This window comes from Rhizobium tibeticum (assembly GCF_900110205.1).
Taxonomy (GTDB): Bacteria; Pseudomonadota; Alphaproteobacteria; order Rhizobiales; family Rhizobiaceae; genus Rhizobium; species Rhizobium tibeticum.
Genome location: NZ_FOCV01000014.1, coordinates 32,529 through 51,917, shown reverse-complemented (window position 1 = coordinate 51,917; position 19,389 = coordinate 32,529). Strand labels below are relative to the sequence as shown.

General features: G+C 61.0%; 12 protein-coding genes. 8 read left to right on the top strand and 4 right to left on the bottom strand.

Annotated elements, in window-relative coordinates:
* Positions 1-23: 23 nt before the first annotated feature.
* Positions 24-713, top strand: coding sequence for a 5,6-dimethylbenzimidazole synthase (gene bluB, locus BSG20_RS16775; protein ID WP_072376921.1), 690 nt, complete (start codon positions 24-26; stop codon positions 711-713).
* Positions 714-719: 6 nt separating this feature from the next.
* Here bluB and BSG20_RS16770 read toward each other — a convergent pair whose 3' ends face one another.
* Together BSG20_RS16770 and BSG20_RS16765 are read right to left on the bottom strand one after the other, a co-directional pair.
* Positions 720-1,805 (bottom strand): DUF2865 domain-containing protein, encoded by a 1,086-nt coding sequence (locus BSG20_RS16770; RefSeq protein ID WP_072377000.1) that lies wholly within the window; start codon positions 1,803-1,805, stop codon positions 720-722.
* Positions 1,806-1,935: 130 nt separating this feature from the next.
* Positions 1,936-4,248 carry an NADP-dependent malic enzyme gene (locus BSG20_RS16765; protein WP_072376923.1) on the bottom strand — a complete coding sequence of 771 codons (2,313 nt, stop codon included), beginning with the start codon at positions 4,246-4,248 and terminating at the stop codon, positions 1,936-1,938.
* 245 nt (positions 4,249-4,493) lie between these two features.
* On the opposite strand from BSG20_RS16765, the gene BSG20_RS16760 reads away from it, so the two are divergent.
* Both BSG20_RS16760 and BSG20_RS16755 read left to right on the top strand, forming a co-directional pair.
* Positions 4,494-5,300 (top strand): UDP-2,3-diacylglucosamine diphosphatase, encoded by an 807-nt coding sequence (locus tag BSG20_RS16760; RefSeq protein ID WP_072376925.1) that lies wholly within the window; start codon positions 4,494-4,496, stop codon positions 5,298-5,300.
* A 161-nt stretch (positions 5,301-5,461) separates the two neighbouring features.
* On the top strand, positions 5,462-6,682 hold the full coding sequence (locus tag BSG20_RS16755; RefSeq protein WP_072376927.1) for an MFS transporter: 1,221 nt from the start codon (positions 5,462-5,464) through the stop codon (positions 6,680-6,682).
* Here BSG20_RS16755 and dgcA read toward each other — a convergent pair.
* Positions 6,634-7,617, bottom strand: coding sequence for an N-acetyl-D-Glu racemase DgcA (gene dgcA / locus BSG20_RS16750; protein ID WP_072376929.1), 984 nt, complete (start codon positions 7,615-7,617; stop codon positions 6,634-6,636). The genes BSG20_RS16755 and dgcA overlap by 49 nt on opposite strands.
* A gap of 99 nt (positions 7,618-7,716) precedes the next feature.
* On the opposite strand from dgcA, the gene BSG20_RS16745 reads away from it, so the two are divergent.
* From BSG20_RS16745 to BSG20_RS16730, 4 genes are read left to right on the top strand one after another with little or no spacing between them, the layout of a single operon-like run.
* The gene (locus BSG20_RS16745) at positions 7,717-8,886 is read left to right on the top strand and encodes an MlaE family lipid ABC transporter permease subunit (RefSeq protein WP_177309850.1); all 1,170 of its coding nucleotides are present in this window, start codon (positions 7,717-7,719) and stop codon (positions 8,884-8,886) included.
* A gap of 9 nt (positions 8,887-8,895) precedes the next feature.
* On the top strand, positions 8,896-9,741 hold the full coding sequence (locus tag BSG20_RS16740; protein WP_024312785.1) for an ABC transporter ATP-binding protein: 846 nt from the start codon (positions 8,896-8,898) through the stop codon (positions 9,739-9,741).
* A gap of 9 nt (positions 9,742-9,750) precedes the next feature.
* A complete protein-coding gene (locus tag BSG20_RS16735; protein WP_072376933.1) occupies positions 9,751-11,121 on the top strand; it encodes an MlaD family protein in 1,371 nt (456 codons plus the stop codon).
* 22 nt (positions 11,122-11,143) lie between these two features.
* Positions 11,144-11,752 carry an ABC-type transport auxiliary lipoprotein family protein gene (locus BSG20_RS16730; protein WP_072376935.1) on the top strand — a complete coding sequence of 203 codons (609 nt, stop codon included), beginning with the start codon at positions 11,144-11,146 and terminating at the stop codon, positions 11,750-11,752.
* 165 nt (positions 11,753-11,917) lie between these two features.
* On the opposite strand, the gene BSG20_RS16725 is transcribed toward BSG20_RS16730, so the two are convergent.
* On the bottom strand, positions 11,918-18,406 hold the full coding sequence (locus tag BSG20_RS16725; RefSeq protein ID WP_072376937.1) for an apolipoprotein A-IV repeat region-like domain-containing protein: 6,489 nt from the start codon (positions 18,404-18,406) through the stop codon (positions 11,918-11,920).
* A gap of 466 nt (positions 18,407-18,872) precedes the next feature.
* On the opposite strand from BSG20_RS16725, the gene BSG20_RS16720 reads away from it, so the two are divergent.
* A complete protein-coding gene (locus BSG20_RS16720; RefSeq protein ID WP_024312781.1) occupies positions 18,873-19,241 on the top strand; it encodes an Hpt domain-containing protein in 369 nt (122 codons plus the stop codon).
* The last annotated feature ends 148 nt before the right edge of the window (positions 19,242-19,389 follow it).

The window sequence follows — 19,389 nt, the reverse complement described above, 5'->3', positions numbered from 1 at the left end:
GGTTGTGTTGTTGGGGATTGACGATGCGACCAGACAATTCAGGCTCCCTGTCGGGAGCCGCAGCCTTTTCGACAGAGGAGCGTGACGCCGTATACAAGGCGATCTTGACGCGTCGTGACGTACGTTCGGAATTTCTCCCGGACCCCATACCGGATGACGTCATCATCAGGCTTTTGTCGGCTGCGCATCACGCGCCGTCCGTCGGGTTCATGCAGCCTTGGAATTTCATTCTGGTGCGCGATCAGCAGGTGAAGGAGGCGGTGTGGCAGGCGTTCGACTACGCCAACCGCGAGGCCGGCGAGATGTTTCAGGGGGAGCGACAGCAGCTCTACCGGTCGCTGAAGCTGGAGGGCATCCGAGCCGCACCGCTCAGCATTTGCGTCACCTGTGATCCCAATCGCTGCGGCGATGTCGTTCTTGGCCGAACGCACAACCCACGAATGGATTCCTACTCCACGGTCTGCGCCGTACAGAATCTGTGGCTCGCAGCCCGCGCCGAAGGCGTGGGGGTCGGCTGGGTGAGCATCTTTCACGAGTCCGATATCAAAAGGATTCTCGGCGTTCCGGAGCGGGTCGAGATCGTTGCCTGGCTCTGCGTCGGTTACGTCGATCAGCTCTATCAACAGCCGGAGCTGGCGGTCAAAGGATGGCGCCAGCGCCTGCCGCTCGAGGAGCTTGTCTTCATGGATCTTTGGGGCAATTCAACGGAATGATGCAGCCTATTGTTGCTGCGGCTGGGGGCCTGGCTTTGCCGGGTTCTTGAGGTCGATCGTGCCTTGGTCGCCGGCAAGGAACTGCGGGCCGATCTGGCGCACCTTGCTGCCTGCCGGATCATAGGGCCTGTCCGGCACCTGAGGCTGCGGCGCGGCCGGTGCGACGGCATGGCTCTCCATCTCGGGATTCTTGGTTTCGATCGTTGTGATCGATCCCTGTTGTGGCGGTTGGCTGATCGATTGGTTTTTTCGCATCCGCTCGTAGTAAGCGTTCAGATCGCAACTGCAGGACGATTTTTCGCCGGGCTTGCGGTTCTTGTAAGCGAACGCATTCGGCATGGCGGTGTAAGGAGCGCCTGTCGTCGCGGAGATCATCTGCGATGTCTCGGTGCTGGAGACGTCATGATAGAAGAGCTCGGTTTCGATGCCGGGACACATCTTCGAGCAGGTGTCGGCGTCGCGGGCAAAGTCTTGGGATGTTGCGTTCGAGCTCAATGGAAAGAAGCCGCCGTCACAGCTTCGCACGCATACGGTGTTCAGATGAGAGAGCGGCGACATGCCCGGGAGACCATAACGACGCTGGCTTGGATCGCCACCCAAGGGAATGAACGTGTCGTTCCGCAACGCCTGATCTTCGATGCTGGGTGGAGGCGCATATCCTTGGCCGGTGTCAGCGGGCCACTGCTCCTCGTTGCAGCCATTATCGTCGAGCGCTGCAAGAAGCTCGTTCCTCATGCGCACATCCTCACTCTTGCCGCGCAGTTCGTCGCGACGCTGCTGCAGATAACGGATGTTGTCGACCATCTTGGCTTCGGCGCGCTCGAGTTCGCCACAGTATCCGTCATCATCGCCGATCACGACCATGCTGCCGCTCGTGCAGCCGTTTTGGCGCAGATCGCTCCGGAGTTTGCGAAGTTCAAGGTTTTGTTCGGCTATGGCGCTGGCATATTTGCGCACTTCGGGCGTGCTGCCGATGATCTGCGGCAGGTCGGCGAGGCGGCCGCGCAGGTCGCCACAGATCGCCGGCATCTGGGCATGGGTCGGCCCGGTCAGAGCAAGGGCGGCTGTGAGTGACAGAATCCAGCGCTTCAAGGCATCGTCCCATCGGTGAGCAAATACCAGGGTCATCAGGCGCGGCGTCCTGCCGCGCCTTCATTGCTAGCCCGCTTGTCGCAACAAGCTGCAGTCGGAACCTTAACGCATTTTCTCGATCTGCCGCAAATCACGCTGGCTGTGAAGCCTCGACGACGGCGAGGGCGGCCATGTTGACCACGCCGCGGGAGGTCACCGAAGGCGCCAGGATGTGCGCCGGCAGTGCCGCGCCAAGCAGGATCGGCCCGACATGCAGTCCATCGATCATCGACTTTACAACGCCCAATGTGATGTTGGCCGCATCGAGATTCGGAAAGACCAGCAGGTTGGCTTCGTCATGCAGTGTCGTATCGGGCATGACGCGCTTGCGCAGGGCGTCGGAGATTGCGCTTTCGCCGTGCATTTCCCCGTCGACTTCCAGTTCCGGCGCAGCCTCGCGCACCAGCTGAAGCGCAGCGCGCATCTTCGTCGCGCTCTCGGATTCACGCGAACCGAAGTTCGAGTGGGATACGAGGGCAGCGCGCGGCGTGATGCCGAAGCGCTTGATTTCCTCTGCGGCGAGTATTGCGGACTCGGCAATCTCTTCGGCGCTCGGATTGAATGTAACGTAGGTGTCGGTGAAGAAAGTAGCACCGCGTTGCGAGATCAGCAGGCTGAGCGCCGAGAAGTCGCAAACGTCTTGCCTCTTGCCGATGATCTGGCGGACATCGCGCAGATGCTTCTCGTAGCGGCCTTCCAGGCCACAGATGAGCGCATCAGCTTCACCGCGCTTTAGCGCCAAAGCGCCAATGACCGTCGTGTTCGTACGCACGATCGTGCGGGCCGCTTCCGGAATGACGCCACGCCGTCCGACCAGCGAGAAGTAAAGATCGACGTATTCGCGGAAGCGCGGATCGTCTTCCGGATTGATCACGTCGAAATCTGCAAGCGGGCGGATGCGCAGACCGTAACGCTGCAGGCGGGTTTCGATGACCGATGGACGGCCGATCAGAATCGGCTCGGCAATGCCTTCTTCGAGCAGGACCTGTGCGGCACGCAGGACGCGCTCATCCTCGCCTTCGGAGAAGATAACCCGCTTGCGCTCGGCGTTCTTGGCCGCCGCAAAGATCGGTTTCATGATGAAGCCGGACCGGAAGACGAAGCGATTGAGCTGATCGAGATAGGCGTCAAAATCGATGATCGGACGCAACGCGACACCGCTCTCGGCAGCGGCTCTCGCAACTGCCGGGGCAATGCGCAGGATCAGGCGCGGATCGAAGGGCGAGGGGATCAGATAGTTCGGACCGAAGACCGGTGTCTCGCCCGAATAAGCGCGGGCTGCGACATCAGATGGTTCCTCGCGTGCAAGGGCGGCAATGGCGCGCACGGCGGCCATCTTCATTTCTTCGTTGATCGTCACTGCGCCGCAATCGAGCGCCCCGCGGAAAATGTAGGGGAAGCAGAGAACGTTGTTCACCTGGTTCGGGAAGTCGGAACGACCGGTGCAGATCATCGCATCGGGGCGGGCAGCGCGGGCGAGATCGGGCATGATCTCCGGCGTCGGGTTGGCGAGCGCCATGATCAGCGGGTTTTCGGCCATCTGCGCGAGCAATTCCGGCTTCAGCACGCCGGCGGCGGAAAGGCCAAGGAAGACGTCGGCGCCGCCGATGTTTTCGGCGAGCGTGCGCGTGTCGCTCTTCTGGGCATAGACGCTTTTCCACTCGTCCATCAATTCGGCGCGGCCTTCGTAGACGAGACCTTCGATGTCGTGGACCCAGATATTTTCCCGCTTGGCACCCAGCGTGACGAGGAGGTTGAGGCAAGCAAGTGCTGCCGCGCCGGCGCCTGAGGCAACGATTTTGACCTCGTCAATCTTCTTGTTCGCCAGTTCCAGGCCATTGAGGATAGCGGCAGCGACGATGATGGCGGTACCATGCTGGTCATCGTGGAAAACCGGGATCTTCATGGTCTCGCGGAGCCGACGCTCGATCTCGAAACATTCCGGCGCCTTGATATCCTCGAGATTGATGCCGCCGAAGGTCGGCTCGAGCGAGGCGACGGTGGAGACCATCTGATCGACACTCGGTGCCTCGACTTCGATGTCGAAGACGTCGATGTTTGCGAATTTCTTGAAAAGGACGGCCTTGCCTTCCATGACTGGCTTTGAGGCAAGCGGACCGATATTGCCGAGGCCGAGAACGGCCGTGCCGTTGGAAATGACTGCAACCAGATTGGCGCGCGAGGTGTAGTCGGCGGCCGTTTCGGGATTATCGCGGATCGCCAGGCATGGTGCTGCAACACCCGGGGAATAGGCGAGCGCCAAGTCGCGCTGGTTGCCGAGCGGTTTGATCGCCTGGATTTCGAGCTTGCCCGGACGGGGATAGCGGTGAAAGTAGAGCGCTTGCTCGTCGAGGCTTCCACCTGCCAAATTCTTTTCCGTCTTGGACTTTTCCTGATGATCCATCGTCGCCTCCGAGCTGCCGCATGCTGTCTTGGAGTGTTTTCAATACATCAAACGGCATGACGGAACAGTCGGAATTTCCGTCCGAAATGCGAAAACAACGCAAATCTGCCGTGACGTCAGCGCAGGTCCACCCAAACTGGGAAAATCCAAAGGGACAGCAGCATGTCATCTTCCTGAAACACGACTCTGGTTTTGGAGAGGGAGGTGAACGATGGGACACGAGCAGGATGCTTGTGAGGGACAATATGGATACGCGGCACTTCCGTACGCTTTTCATTTCCGATGTGCATCTCGGCTCCAAGGCCGCGAAAGTTGACTTCCTGCTCGACTTTCTCAAGCATCACGAGGCGGATACCATCTTTCTTGTCGGCGATATCATCGACGGCTGGCGGCTAAAGCGTAGCTGGTACTGGCCGCAGGATTGCAACGACGTTGTCCAGAAGCTGCTGCGCAAGGCGCGCAAGGGCACGCGGGTCATCTATATCCCGGGCAATCACGACGAATTCCTTCGCGACTTTCCAGGCACCCATTTCGGCGGCATCGAGGTCGCTGAACGGATGATGCACGAAGCGGCCGACGGAAAAAAATACCTCGTGCTGCATGGCGACGAGTTCGACGTCGTCGTGCGCAATGCGCGCCTGCTCGCCTATCTCGGTGACTGGGCCTACGACATGGCGATCATGATCAATGTCGGCCTAGCAGCCATCCGCCGCCGCATGGGCATGCCCTATTGGTCGTTTTCCGCATGGGCCAAGCTGCAGGTCAAACACGCAGTCAACTTCATCGGCGAGTTCCAGCGTGTCGTCGCTGAAGAAGCCCGTAAGCACGGTGCCGACGGCGTGATCTGTGGCCATATCCACCACGCGGTGATGGAGGACATGGACGGCATCCGTTACATCAATACCGGCGACTGGGTCGAAAGCTGCACGGCGATTGCCGAGCATCAGGACGGCACGTTTGAATTGATCGAGTGGCGTGCAACGAGTGGCATGCAGCCGATCCCGATGGCGATCGGCCATCGTGAAAAGGAAGTCGCGCAGCAGGCCGCTTAAGCCCGGCCTTTCGCTCCCCATTTCTGTGCATCAATTTAGCCCGTTGTGTATTTGCGACAGGCCTTGTTTATTTTTTGAAACGTTTCAGATGGGCAATTTCTTGCCATAGTCGCCTTTAGGTTGATGTGTTAGGCAACGTTCAGTTTCCTGCAGGTCCACCGATGATTCCCGCTCAAAATCCTCCGGCAAGTGAGGAGGCACCGCCGCGCTTTCGGCTGCTCAGTGCCTTGTCGTACTGTGCGCCTTTGCTCGTCAATGGCGTGGCCTTGCCGTTCTTCCCGATGTGGCTTGCGCTGCACCAGTTCAACGACCATGAGATCGGCGTCATTCTCGCCGTGCCGATGGTCGTGCGAGTCCTCGTCGCCCCTATTGTCGCGATGTATGCCGACCGGATGAAGGAACGGGCGGATGTGTTGCTGTTTTCTGGCTGCCTATCGCTGCTAACGGCGATCGCACTCTACTGGACCAACACATTCTGGCCGGTGCTGATCGTCTACACGATCCAGGGAGCAACCTTTGCCTGTTACGTCCCGGTCGTCGAGTCGATCGTGATCTCCGGTGTCCGGCGCTGGGGCCTGGACTACGGTTCGATGCGGGTATGGGGTTCGGTGGCGTTCATCGTCTCCACCCTGATCGGCGGGCAATTGATCGGGCGTTGGGGCGGCGAGATGGTGTTGCCGGTCATGACATTTGGCTTCGTGACAACGGTGGTGATGGCGATCTACTGCCCACGAATCGGCCCGACGCGCAGGCGTGGCACACCGGTCGATATCTCGGCGGCGACCGGGAGTTCGCTACGGCAGCCTCATCTGCTCGCTTTGCTGATCGGCGTCGCAATCCAACAGTCGAGCCACGCGGTCCTTCAGGCGTTCGCGTCGCTCTACTGGCGCGATCTCGGCTTCTCCGGCACGCAGATTGCCGTCCTTTGGAGTGCCGGCGTCGCGGCCGAAGTGACGGTGTTTTTTCTGTCTCGTCGGCTGGCTCGCCGATTCAGCGCCTGGACGCTCATTCGCTTCGGTGCGGCGGTCAGCGTGTGTCGCTGGATCCTGTTTCCGATGCATTGGGATTTCTGGGGCTTCCTTCTGCTCCAGTGCATGCATTCCTGCACCTATGCCTTCGTGCATACGGGTGTACAGAGACGGATCGTCGCCTCGGTGCAGGAGACCCAGGAGTCGTCGGCACAAGGCGCCTATTTCTTCTACAACGGCATGTTCATGGGGCTAATGACGATTGCTTCCGGCTACGTCTACGCGTGGCTCGGCCTCGCAAGCTACTATGTCATGGCGCTGGTTGCCCTAACCGGGCTGGGCCTCGTAATCGCGGCCTATTATCTTCAGCCCCAAAGCGTTGTTTCCGGCGGCCAAACGAGGGAGGCTGCGTAACGCAACCCAGGTTCGCGGTCGCGAGCAAGGAGTAGCGGCCCGTCGAGGTCGACGAACTCGGCATCCTGCCCCAACAATACGGCTGGCGCCATAGCCAGGGACGTGCCGACCATGCAGCCAACCATGATCTTGAAATCAAGGCGTTGCGCCTCTTTCTTCATCGCAAGCGCCTCGGTGAGGCCGCCAGTCTTGTCGAGCTTGATGTTGATCGCGTCGTAGCGGTCGCGAAGGCTCGCGAGGTCGCCGGTATGATGTACGCTCTCGTCCGCACAGACGAGCAGCGGACGACGGATCTCGGCCAGGAGTTCGTCCCTGCCTGCCGGCAGCGGCTGTTCGACCAAGGCGACACCCGCCTCGGCAGCGATGCGAAGATGGTGCTCCAGCGTTTCCTCCGGCCAGCCTTCGTTGGCATCAAGGATGATGGCCGCATCAGGGGCAGCATCGCGAACCGCGCGGATGCGCCTTTCGTCGTCGCCGGTGCCGACCTTGACCTTCAGCAGCGCCCGACCGGCGTACGCACGCGCCTGGGCTGCCATGACATCAGGTTCGCCGAGCGAGATCGTAAAGGCCGTCGTCAGCGGTTGCGGCCCCGCCAGTCCCAGGCTGTTGATGACAGCGTTGCCCGAGCTCTTCGCTTCGAGGTCCCAGAGAGCGCAGTCCACCGCATTGCGTGCGGCTCCGGGCGGCATTGCACGCTGCAGTTCCTGGCGCGTCAGGCCACCCTCGATCAGCGGTCCCGCAGCGTCGATCTGTGCGGCGACACTTTCCATCGTCTCGCCATAGCGGCGATAGGGAACGCATTCTCCCCGGCCGACCATGCCGCGTTCCCGGATTGTGCAGAGGATCACGTCCGCCGACGTTTTGGCGCCGCGCGAGATCGTAAATGCGCCGGAAATGGGGAAGGATTCCGTCTGAATTTCAAGTGACCGTGGCATATTTGCAATCCTGCGCGCATGGAAATTTGGTGTGGCTTGGGTATATTGATCCGAAGCGGCGAACCACTAGTTCGCGAGTCGGCAATGTCGCCGTAAGCCTTGAAAGACACAAGCGTTTTGAAGTCCGAAACCCGTAACGCCGCCTCACTGCATGTGGACGAGCAGACCCATGGCTCGGGACAGCTCGTTCATATTGAGGGGAATTGGCGAAGTGCCAACCTGCATCTCATTCTGCGCGACTTCGAGAAACTCACAGCCGGCCGAAAGGGTGAGGTGACGCTCGACCTTTCCGGCGTGACGGATATCGACACGGCGGGGGTCTGGTTGCTCTGCCGGCTGAAGAAGCAGGTAGAAGGCGCCGGTAGCACCGTACGCTTCGAAGGCAGCAACGCGCATATCGACGAAATGATCGCGGAGTTCTCCGAGGAGCCGCCGCAGCCCGAACAGGAGCCGCAGCGAAGCCCAAGCTGGACGGAGCGGATCTTCGCGCCGATCGGCAAGATTACCTTCGATATCTGGAATAACCTCGCGGCGGCGATGTATATCCTCGGCTCCGCTGTCCGCGGCGCGCAGATGAAATTCGGGCGCGGCAGCGGCGTATCGCCGGCGTCGATCGTTAATCAGATCGACCACATGGGCGTGCGTGCGGTGCCGATCATCTTGCTGATGTCGTTCCTGATCGGCGCGATCATCGCGCAGCAGGGCGCCTTTCAGCTGCGCTATTTCGGTGCCGAGGTCTTCGTCGTCGACCTCGTCGGCATCCTGCAGCTTCGCGAAATCGGGGTGCTTCTGACAGCTATCATGATCGCCGGCCGGTCCGGCAGCGCCATCACCGCCGAAATCGGCTCGATGAAGATGCGCGAGGAGGTGGATGCGCTGAAGGTGATGGGGCTCAATCCTGTTGGAGTGCTCATCTTCCCGCGTCTGGTTGCGCTCACGGTGGCATTGCCGCTGCTGACTGTCATTGCGAATTTCGCGTCGCTCTTTGGCGCTGCGGTCGTGGCGTGGGGCTATTCGGGCATTACCTTCGCGAATTTCATCGCGCGCCTGCACGAGGCGATCACGCTATCGACGGTTCTGTCGGGGATGATCAAGGCACCATTCATGGCGCTGGTTATTGGTATCGTTGCGGCGGTCGAGGGCTTAAAGGTAGGCGGTAGTGCTGAGTCGCTTGGCCAGCACGTCACGGCGGCGGTGGTGAAGGCGATCTTCGTCGTTATCCTCATGGACGGGCTTTTTGCCATGTTTTATGCGGCCATCAATTTCTAGGGATCGTACGTGGACGGACAGCAGGCAGAGACCAGAAACGATGAAGGACGGGATGTCGTGCTGTCGGCGCGCGGCGTGACCGTCGGTTTCGGGTCGAAGGTCGTTCTCGACAATCTGAACCTCGATATCTATCGCGGCGAGATACTGGGTTTTGTCGGCGCGTCGGGGACAGGCAAGTCGGTCTTGATGCGGACGGTGCTTAGGCTGCTGCCGCGCCGTTCCGGCAACATCAAAATCCTTGGTCAGGATTTTGACGAACTGGACGAGCCGCAGCGCAATGCGCTCGACATGCGTCTCGGGGTGCTCTTTCAGCAAGGAGCCTTGTTCTCCTCGCTGACGGTAAAGGAAAACATCCAGGTGCCTATGCGCGAGTATCTGGATCTTCCGCAATCGCTGATGGACGAACTGGCTCAACTCAAAATCCGGCTGGTCGGCCTCGCGGCGGATGCTGCCGACAAATACCCGTCGGAGCTTTCGGGCGGTATGATCAAGCGTGCGGCGCTGGCGCGCGCCTTGGCGCTCGACCCTGAACTGGTGTTCCTCGACGAGCCGACTTCGGGCCTCGATCCGATCGGTGCTGCGGAGTTCGATGAGCTCATTGCAAGGCTCAGAGACACGCTCGGCCTGACCGTCTACATGGTCACCCACGACCTCGACAGCCTCTTCTCGGTTTGCGACCGCATTGCTGTGCTTGGCAAGAAGCGGGTCATGGTCGAGGGAACGATCGACGACATGCTGGCCTTCGACGATCCATGGGTTCAGGCTTATTTCAAGGGCAAGCGGGCGCGTTCGATCGTGCCGCAGAGTGGCCACGCCGGCAAGGACAGCCTGGCGCAAGATAGCCGCGGGAAGTGAGCGGATACGATGGAAACAAAAGCGAACTACACGATTGTCGGCTTTTTCACGGTGCTTGTCATCGCGGCGGCGTTCGGCTTCGTCTACTGGATGGCCGAATACGGGCGTGGCGGGCCCATGGCCGAACTGATCGTCCGTATCCCGGGCTCGGCGAACGGCTTGAGCGTCGGCTCGCCGGTGCGGTTCAACGGCATTCAGGTCGGTTCGGTCAAGTCGCTGTCGATCGATGCGGACGATCCGAGCTTCTCGCTGGCGTTCACCGAAGTCCGCGTCGATGCGCCGATCTATCCTTCGACGAAGGCGATCCTTGAAATCCAGGGTCTGACGGGTGCTGCCTATATCGAACTTTCGGGGGGCAAGATCGGCGAAAAGAACATCCTTCAACAGTCGATCGACACCGGGAAGCGAGCGGTTATCATCGCAGACCAGTCGAGCGTGACGAACCTTCTGGCGACGGCAGATAAGATTCTCGACCGCGCAAACGATGCCATCGGGCAGGTTCAGGGGTTTGTGAAGGATGCGCGTGGGCCGCTGACCAAGACATTGCAGAATGCCGAGACGTTCTCCGACGCGTTGGCCAAGAACTCCGGCAACATCGACTCGTTCCTGCAAAGTGTCGGACAGCTGTCCGATACGGTTCGCAAGGTCTCAGGCCGTGTCGACTCGACGCTGGAGGCGGTCGAGGCGCTGGTGAAAGCCGTCGATGCGAAGAAGATCGATACCATTCTCAGCAATGCCGAGAAAGTCAGCCGCGACGTTGCCGATGCTTCAGGCAACTTCAAGGGAGCGATCGAGAAGTTTCAGGAAACGGCGACGACCTACAATGACCTCGGCAAGAAGGCGCAGGCGACACTCGATCGGGTGGATACTCTGGTAGCGCAGATCGATCCGGCGAAGGTCAAGGGATCCGTAGACGACATCTCGCAGGCAACCAAGGATGCGCGCACCGCTGTCGCATCGATCAAGGACGTCGCGAACACGGTTTCGGCGCGGCAGAAGGACATTGATCAGACGATCCAAAACGTTTCGCAGATGGCGAACAAGCTGAACTCGGCCTCGACGCGCGTCGACGGTATTCTGATCAAGCTGGATGCGCTGCTCGGAACGGACAATACGCAGTCGCTGTTTGCGCAGGCGCGTGACACGCTCACCTCGTTCAAGAAGGTCGCCGACAACCTCAACTCGCGGATTGGTCCGATTGCGGACAATCTGCAGAAGTTTTCCAGCGGTGGGCTGCGCGATATGCAGTCGCTCATCAACGACACGCGCTCGACCATACAGAATCTTAGCAATACGATCAGCGATTTCGACCGCAATCCGCAGCGGCTGATTTTCGGCGGGGACACGGTAAAGCAATATGACGGCCGGACGCGGCGTTAACAGGGATATTAGGGGAGCGCATATGGCCGTATCGGATGTGTTGCAGCGTCGTTCGTGGATATCGATAACCGCGATCGCGCTGCCGCTATTGGCAGGCCTTGCAGGCTGCGGGACGGCTGCGAAGAACGACACCTACGATCTCTCAGCGTCGGTGACCGGCAGTGGACCGGCGGCAAAAGGGCGGCAGATCCTGGTGCAGCAACCGACCGCGCTGAAGGCGATCGATAGCGAACAGATCGTCATTCGGGTGGCTCCTTCGCAAATACAGTACCTTTCCAAGGCGCAATGGGGCGACAAGCTGCCACGCATCGTGCAGGCGAAACTGGTCGAAGCCTATGAGAACTCCGGCAAGCTCGGCGGCGTCGGCGTCCCCGGCCAGGGGCTCGCGATCGATTATCAGCTCGTGACGGATATCCGCTCCTTCGAGATCGACACGACCGCCGGCAGCCGCGCGGTGGTTGAGATTTCAGCCAAGATCCTGAATGACCGCAATGGTTCCGTGAGGACTCAGAAAGTGTTCAGACAAGAGGTGCCTGCCGGCGGATCGAACGATGGTCTTGTGAAGGGCCTCGATCGCGCGTTCGCAAATGTAACTGCTGAGATCGTCAACTGGACGCTGCAGTCTATTTGATCGTCCATGCCGGGTAGGGGGAAGGTGGCGCAGGTCACTCCCGACTGGGGCCGCACGCGCGGTGGAAACCGCATCCGAGACTTCAATGAAATGCGACTGCAAACAATGACCCCGATACGACAATGGCCGCCTTTTGGCGGCCATTTCTTTTTTGCCTAGGGCCCGCTAGCCCAATCGTCCTGCGGCATGAGCAAGCATCGTGTAGACCTTGCCCGTATCCGAGGTCAGATAGGACTGGGTGATCGTCTTGTCGCGATCTCCGCGGGAAACATCGGCAAGAAGCTTCTCGAAATCGGCGATGTAGCGATCGACAGCGGTGCGGAACTCCGGCTCTCGATCGTACTTGCGCTTGATCTCGTCGAAGGTCTGCTGGCCCTTCAGCGTGTAGAGGCGGCGCGTAAATACGTCCCGCTCGCCACGCTGATAGCGACGCCACAGATCGACCGACGCGTCGTGATCGATCGCACGGGCGATATCGACGGAAAGCGAGTTCAGGGACTCGACGACATGGCGCGGGTTGCGGCTATCGGCTGTGCGGGCCGGTGCTGCTGCGGTAGCCTCGGCGCGGGCGGCCGGTTGCCGGGCCGGAGCTTCCTCGGCGGCCTCTTCGCGCGATGCGCCACGCAGGAGGTCGCTGATCCAGCCACCGGTTGCTGGCGAGGCCGGAGCCGGGGCCGCAACGGGTGTGCGCTGCGGCGTCGCGGCGGCAGGCGCTGGCGGCGTCAGCGAACCGCGCAGGCCGAAGCTTTCGATCGGCGAGGGGGTCACTGCCGGTGCCTGGGTCGGCGCTGCGGGCGGGGCAGGCTGCGGCGCCTGCTGGGTAACGGCTGGCTGGGCCGGACGCGGCGCCGGCTGAGGCTGAGCAACAGCCCGCGGCGCCGGCTCGGAAATTTCCAGTTGCTGCGTTGAGCGGCCAACGATGTGCGAGATATCCTGCAACGCCTTGATCTGTTCGGCGACGGCGCGCCGCATGGCAGCGGCGCTTTCCTTTGCTTCTTCCGGAAGGTCGAATGCACCCCGCTTCAGCTCACTGCGGGTCATATCGAGTTCCTTGCGGATATCGCCAGCGGAGCGGCGGATCTCCTCGGTCGCGCCGGAGAACCGGGATACCGCCTCCTCGACTGCCTCGCGAAGCGACTCGCGCATGGTCTGGGCAGCGCCGTCGGATGCGCGACCTGCCTCGCCGAGCATACGCTCGACTTCCGACAGAGACGCTGTCAGGCCACCGCGTAACCGGTTGGAGAGCTCGCCAGAGCGACGCTCGGCGTTGCCGAAGGCGCCGTCGATTGTCGCATTGGCGTCTTCTCCGGCCTTGACGAGCGCGGCGCGCATGGTCGCTGCTGCTTCCTCCGCACGCTTTTCGGTTTCGGAGAGAACGCGGCCGATGTCGGAGAAGGAGGACTGCACGCTCTCGCGCAGCGTACCGCTGACCTGGTTCGAGCGCTGCTCGGCGCGGTCGAAGGCGGATTCGACCATACCGCCCAGAGATCGCATGGTCTTCTCGATTTCCTCCGAGCGCTGGACGAGACCAACGGAGAGGTTTTGCAGTGCCGTTTCGCGATCCTCAAGCGTCGAAACGAGGTTCGATTGGGCCGCTGCGAGCAGACCGGATGCCTGGCCGAGCACCTTCGAATGCTCATCGAACCGACCGATGATGCCACCGACCTGGGCAAGCGTCTGACCTGAAATATCGGACAGGCGATCGACCTTGCCTTCGAGCAGGCGGGTCGAGGCGGAAACCATCTCGGCGGCCTTCGATGCGGATTCGGTGAAACGTGACGTCGTATCGCCGAGGCGGCCGTCCACGGCCGCTAGATTTTCGGCTGCACTGCTCATCATCTGACCCATGGCGGAGCTGTTGTCCGACAGGCGCTCGATCAGCTTGTTGACGTTGGCAAGGAGGCTGTTCTCCATTGCGTCGACGGCCGAGGAAGCGCTCTCGGTGCGTGCGGCGATCGCAGTGATCAGAGCCTCGTTCTCGCTTCGCAGACGCTCGGTGCTGCGCTCGGTCGCCGCCGTGATGCGTGCCGCGGCTTCTTTGCCTGCGTCGGCATAACGATCGATCAGCGGTCGTGCCGTCTCGTCGAGAATGCGCGCCAGTTCCGTAGAGCGGCCGGAAAGCATCGAGTTGAGTTCGCGGGTCCGGTCATCGAGTGTCGTACGGATGGCGCTGCCACGCGCCTCGAGTGCCTTTTCGACATCGGTCAGCGTCGAGTCGATTTCGCGCGTCCGGTCCTCGAGGCTTGAACGGATTGCATTGCCGCGAGCTTCCAGAGCACGTTCGACCTCTGCCATGGTAGAGGTGATTTCCTGGCTTGCATCAGAAATCGTCGTGCGGATGCCCGCGCCGTGGTTTTCGAAGGTCGCCTGGGCGTCGCCAAGCGCGCGGGAAATGGCGCCAACCTGGCCGCTGACCAGGGTCTCCGCTTCCGCAACCTTGTTGATGATCGCGTTGCCTGCTTCCGAGAAGGTCTGAGCGACGGCCGCTGCCTGGCCGGCCAAACGGTTCTGGGCTTCAGAGACCCGGCCGACGATGCGTTCGGAACGTTCTTCGATTGCGCGGCTGAACTCGTTGCTCTTGGCCTCGAGGCCCTCCGCAAACTGCTGGCCGGTTCGGCCGAGGCTTTCGGCCGCACGGGCGGCTTCGTCGTCCATGCCCTGTGTCGTCTCGGCGACGGCGCTGCGCAGCGAAGCGGCGAGGCCGGCAGCCTTGCCCTCGATCGTGCGATTGACGGCATCGAGACCGACCGTCAGAGCCCGGTCCATCGTCGACAGGCGCTCCTCAATGCGGGCACCGCCCCGCTCCATCGCCTCGTCGATGCTCGCCGTGCGGGTGTCGATGCCGGAGGTTAGATTGGCCGTGCGGCTATCAATCGTCTCCGCGAACTTTACGGCGCTGTCGTCGAGCGCAGCTGCAATGCGGCCCGTTGCCTCTTCGCCAAGGACGCCAATACGCGAAATACCGTCGGCCAATGTGTCGGAAAGGCGGCCGCCAGCGGCGTCGACCTGCTCGGCTACGCCGCCGACGCCGTCACGAATGCGATTTTCGAGGGCGGCAAGGCCGGCCTCGACACGCGACCCGGTTTCAGCAAAGCGACCGGTCATGCCTTCGATCGACTGGTCGAGCTGCGAGGAGAAGGTTTCTGCCGAGCGCGAGATCTCGCCTGCAGCCTCCTGGAAGCGGCCGGCAATATGGCCGGTGCTGTCGCGCAGGCGATCTTCAAGGGCCCGGCCACTGTTGTCGATCGTCTGGCGAAGCGAGACCTCATGGTCTTCCAGCGACATTTCCAGCATGCCGACACTGGTGGCGATCGATGCTCCGATCGTCGTCGCCTGGTCGGAGAGAGTGTCACTGATACGGCTGTGAGCGTCGGTGAGCGCGAGGTTGATGGACTGTTCGCGATCGGCCAAGGTCGAACGGATACGTTCGTGAGCCGAGTCCAGACCACTTTCGATGCGCGTGGCTGCATTGCCGGTCAGAGCCTCGAAGCGATCGTGTGCCGCGGCAAGGCCGCCTTCGATGCGGGATGCAGCATCGCCGTGCAGTGTCTCCAGTCGCTGATGCGCATTGCTCAGGCTGTATTCGATGCGGGCAGCGGCGTTGCCGGTCAGCGAATCGATGCGGTCTCCACCGCTCGAGAGCGTGCTAGCAAGCGTCGATGCATGATCGTTCAGCGAACGCTCGAGGCGTTCCTGATTCTGCGTGTAGGCGCTGCGAATTGCATCCGACTTGTCGACGAAAGCGCCGGCAACGCGGGATTCGGCGCCGGCCACCGTGTCGAGCAAGGCATTGGTGCGCGCTTCCAGGGCATCGTCAAAGCGGCTCTGGCTTTCGCCGAAGGAGATAGCGAGCGCCATCGCTTTCTCGTCGAGCGTATCCGAAAGACGGTCCTGGACCGTCGCAATCGAGTTGGCAATGGTATCGACGCGCCGGGCAAGCGCATCTTCAATGCGGCTATGGCCCTCGTTCAACGATGCGGCGAGTGCCATGACGCGGTCGTCGAGCGCCTCGGTGATCCGGTCATGTCCGCCGGCAAGTGAGTTGCCGATCGTTTCGGCGTGGTGGCCGAGCGTATCTTCAAGTCGGCTCTGGCTTTCGTTCAGGGAAATGGCAAGAGCCATTGCCCGGTCGTCGAGAGCCTCCGTGAGCTTCTCGTGGCCGCCGACAATCTGCTTCGCGATCGTCTCGGTATGGTGGCCGAGGGTGTCGGTAAGCCGCGTCTGGCCTTCATTGAGGGAGATGGCCAAGGCCATCGTTTTGTCGTCCAGCACTTCGCTAAGCTTTTCGTGGCTGCCGGCCAGTTGGTTTGCGACGGCATCGACATGAAGGCCAAGCGTGTCGGCCAGGCGGGACTGCCCCTCGTTGAGGGAAATGGCGAGTGCCATTGCCTTGTCATCAAGAGTATCGGCAAGCTTTTCGTGGCCGCTGGCGATCGAAGCGGCAATCGCTTCGGCACGCTTGGCGATCGTATTCTCAAAGCGGTTCTGGCTTTCGTCCAGCGAGATAGCGAGTGTCATGGCCTTGTCGTCGAGCGTGTCGGCAAGGCGCTCGTGGCTGCCTGAGACGGCGCTGATGATTGCATCGGAGCGGCTTGCAAGCGTACTCTCGAAACGGTCCTGGGTGTCTGCGAGGGCAGCGCTCAGCGCACCGCCGCGATCGGCCATCACTCCGTCGATCCGCTCATGGGCGGAATCAAGCGCCTGGGTGATATCGGCTGCGCGCCTGGAGATCATCGTATTCAGTTCGTCGGCACGGCCAAAGGCCGAGGTAATCTGCTCGGTTCCCGCGGAGACGGCAGAGCTCAGATCGGACGTCGTGGACAGCAACGTATCGCGGAATTCCGTCGCGCGTGCGGCGAGATTGTTGTGGAGTTCCGACGTGCCCGATGCGAGCGCCAGGGAGATTTCGGAGGTGGCGTGGCTCAGCGCCGACGTCATACCCGTCGTATGCGTATGGATGGCCTCAGTGACTTCGGAAACCTTGCCCGCCAGCGAGCTTTCCATGACTTCCTGGCTGGTGGCGAGGGCCGTGGCCAGTGCGAAGGACTGGTCGGTGAGCGACGCGCCAAGGCGCTCGATGCTCGAGCTCAGGATGCCGTTCAGCGAGTCCGAACCGCCGGTCATCGTGTCGTTGATGCGGTTGAGGCTCTCCATCAGCTTGGTGTCGAGCGAGCCGGCGCGCTTGTCGAAGGCATTGGTGAATTCCGCGACGCGCTCATCGAACGAGGTAGAGAGCTGCGCGACGGTTGCCTGCAGCCTTTCGTCGAAGAAGCCGGAGCGCAGATCGAGATCCATGATGGTGTCGTCGGCGCTTGACTGCAGGCTCTGGCGGAAGCTCGAGCCCTTCTCGTCGAGCGCGCTGTTGAGCTTGGAGAGGACGTCATCCAGCGTGGTGCTGATGGTGCGTTCGCCACCGGTCAGGCTCTCGTTGATCTCGCGGGTGCGGGCGATCAGGATCTCGTTCAGCTGACGGGCACGGTCGTTCAGCGCGGCATTGAGCTTCTCGGCGTTGCTGTCCATCGTCGATGCACGCGTCTCGAACTGCCGAAGGATCTGATCTCCGTGCTCGCTTAGGCTCGAGGTGAGGGAATCCAGCCGTGTGTCGAATTCGTTGGTGAGTGCGAATCCTGAGGACGTCAGCGTCTGCAGCAGCGAATCCGTCTTTGCCGCAAGAAGCGTGCCCAGCGACTGGATCGCCGACTCCGACTTCTCGGTGATGGCCGCGGCGCGCGTGTCGATCATCGAGGCGAAGGCTTCGCCCGAGGTTGCTAGGCGTACGGCGATCTCTTCCGTGGCAAGCGACAGGTCTTCCTTGAGCTGGTCGTGTACGCCGGCAATCGACGTGCGGATACGCTCGGCGTGATTGACGATCGCTTCGCGCTCAGAGCCGAGCTCGTGCACGAGACCGCGCACGCGCAATTCATTGTCGGCGTAGCTGCGCTCGAGTGCATTGACCTCGGAATGGACGAGGGTTTCCAGTTCCGAAGCGCGTGCGATGGTCCGCTCAATGCCTTCATTCATCGCCGAGACTTCGCGGCGAACCGCCTGGCCAACGGTCATGATGCGTTCGGAAGCAACGGTCTCAGGCTCGGAGAGGCGAAGTGCCACTTCGGCCATGGAACGCGCCGCGTTTCGCATGTCCTGGGCACGCGCCATCATGACTGCGAAGGCGTAGAACAGCAGCACCGGCACGATGATGCCGATGAAGCCGGCGATGACGCCCGGCAGTGCCAACAGATCGGCGATGGAGCGGATCTGCCAGATCTGCGGCGAATAGAGCAGCGCCATGAGGCCAAGGCCGGCGACAATCCAGAGAAGCGACACGATGGTTGCATTGCGAATGGCCGAACGGCTGGAACCGTTCTCCAGGGATTTCAGGAGCGAAGCCGGCGATATGCGGTTGGCGTCGTTGGCGGCGAAGGACGGGGCGCGCGACGGCTGCTCGGGCTGGCGAGGTGTGTTGGCGGCGCGGGCGCGCTTTGCGTCGACCTGGCTCTGTTGATTGCGGACACTTGGTGTTTCTGACAATTTGGCCTCCGAGGCGTCGGTCTTGCCGTTCAGCGTATCGTCTTCTCCGAAGTCGATCTGGAGCGCTTCGTCCAATGCCTTGAACGCCTTGTCCTCGATCGACTCGTTGTACTTGTTGTTCGCCATTTAAGTTACGCCTCGTTACATCCCAGCCGGTTCAACAACGCATCCGGACTTCCCGCCGAGCCCGAACAAAACCTTGCCTCTGAGCCCGTCCGTCCAAGTCGCCGAGGACGGATAAGCATATCATTTCAGAGTGGATAGCTGCTTTTTCATACAGACGGTATCAAAACATTACCATTATCCACTTGGCGAGCAAAGGCAGGTGCCAGAGAGCTCGCCCAGTAGTATCGTAGTGACACATCCGGGACTGCTAGACAATTAACGCAACCGGTCAAATCCCCTGATATTAATGTCTTGTTAACACCATTTAATAAAAGAGCCCCTTTAAAAACCAAAGAGTTAGGGGTGTTTAACGGATGTTAACCATAACCTGAGAAATCCGCCCTGAATGTGCCGAAATTTAACGTGATGGCCACACCGCGCCCGCAGCATGAACGAACGGCGGGATAGACGACGGGAGAATTGGCACATGGCAGCAGTCAGTATTGCGTTTGCGGCACCCGATAATTGCAAGGGTCCACGTCCTTCGCAGGAGCGTCCGGTGGATCTGGTGCATCTGGCAAACCAGACAATGGGCGACAAGAGCCTGGAAATCGAAGTTCTGCAGATGTTTGCGCGGCAGGCGCGGGCTTGCCTGCAGGAAATATCATCTGGCGACGAGAAGATCATCGAGACTGCGGCACACCGCCTCAAGGGCGCCGCCGGCGCCGTGGGTGCGTTCCGCGTTCATGCCGCCGCCGAAGCGCTCGAGGGCAATTGCGGCGACGCTGCCAGTATGGCGGCCGTCGGCATTGCGGTGATCGAAGCCGAGAACTTTATCCTCAAGCTTTGCCGCTGAGCCGCAGGTCAGATACGAGACCCGCTGATCCGTTTCGGGGCAGCGGGTCTTTTTGTGACTGTCGGCATGGCGCATTTTGACAAGCGCGCCGCTTCCCGATCTGGAATGAAAGGCATCGAGCGGTCGATGTTGACTGCTTCGACGATTT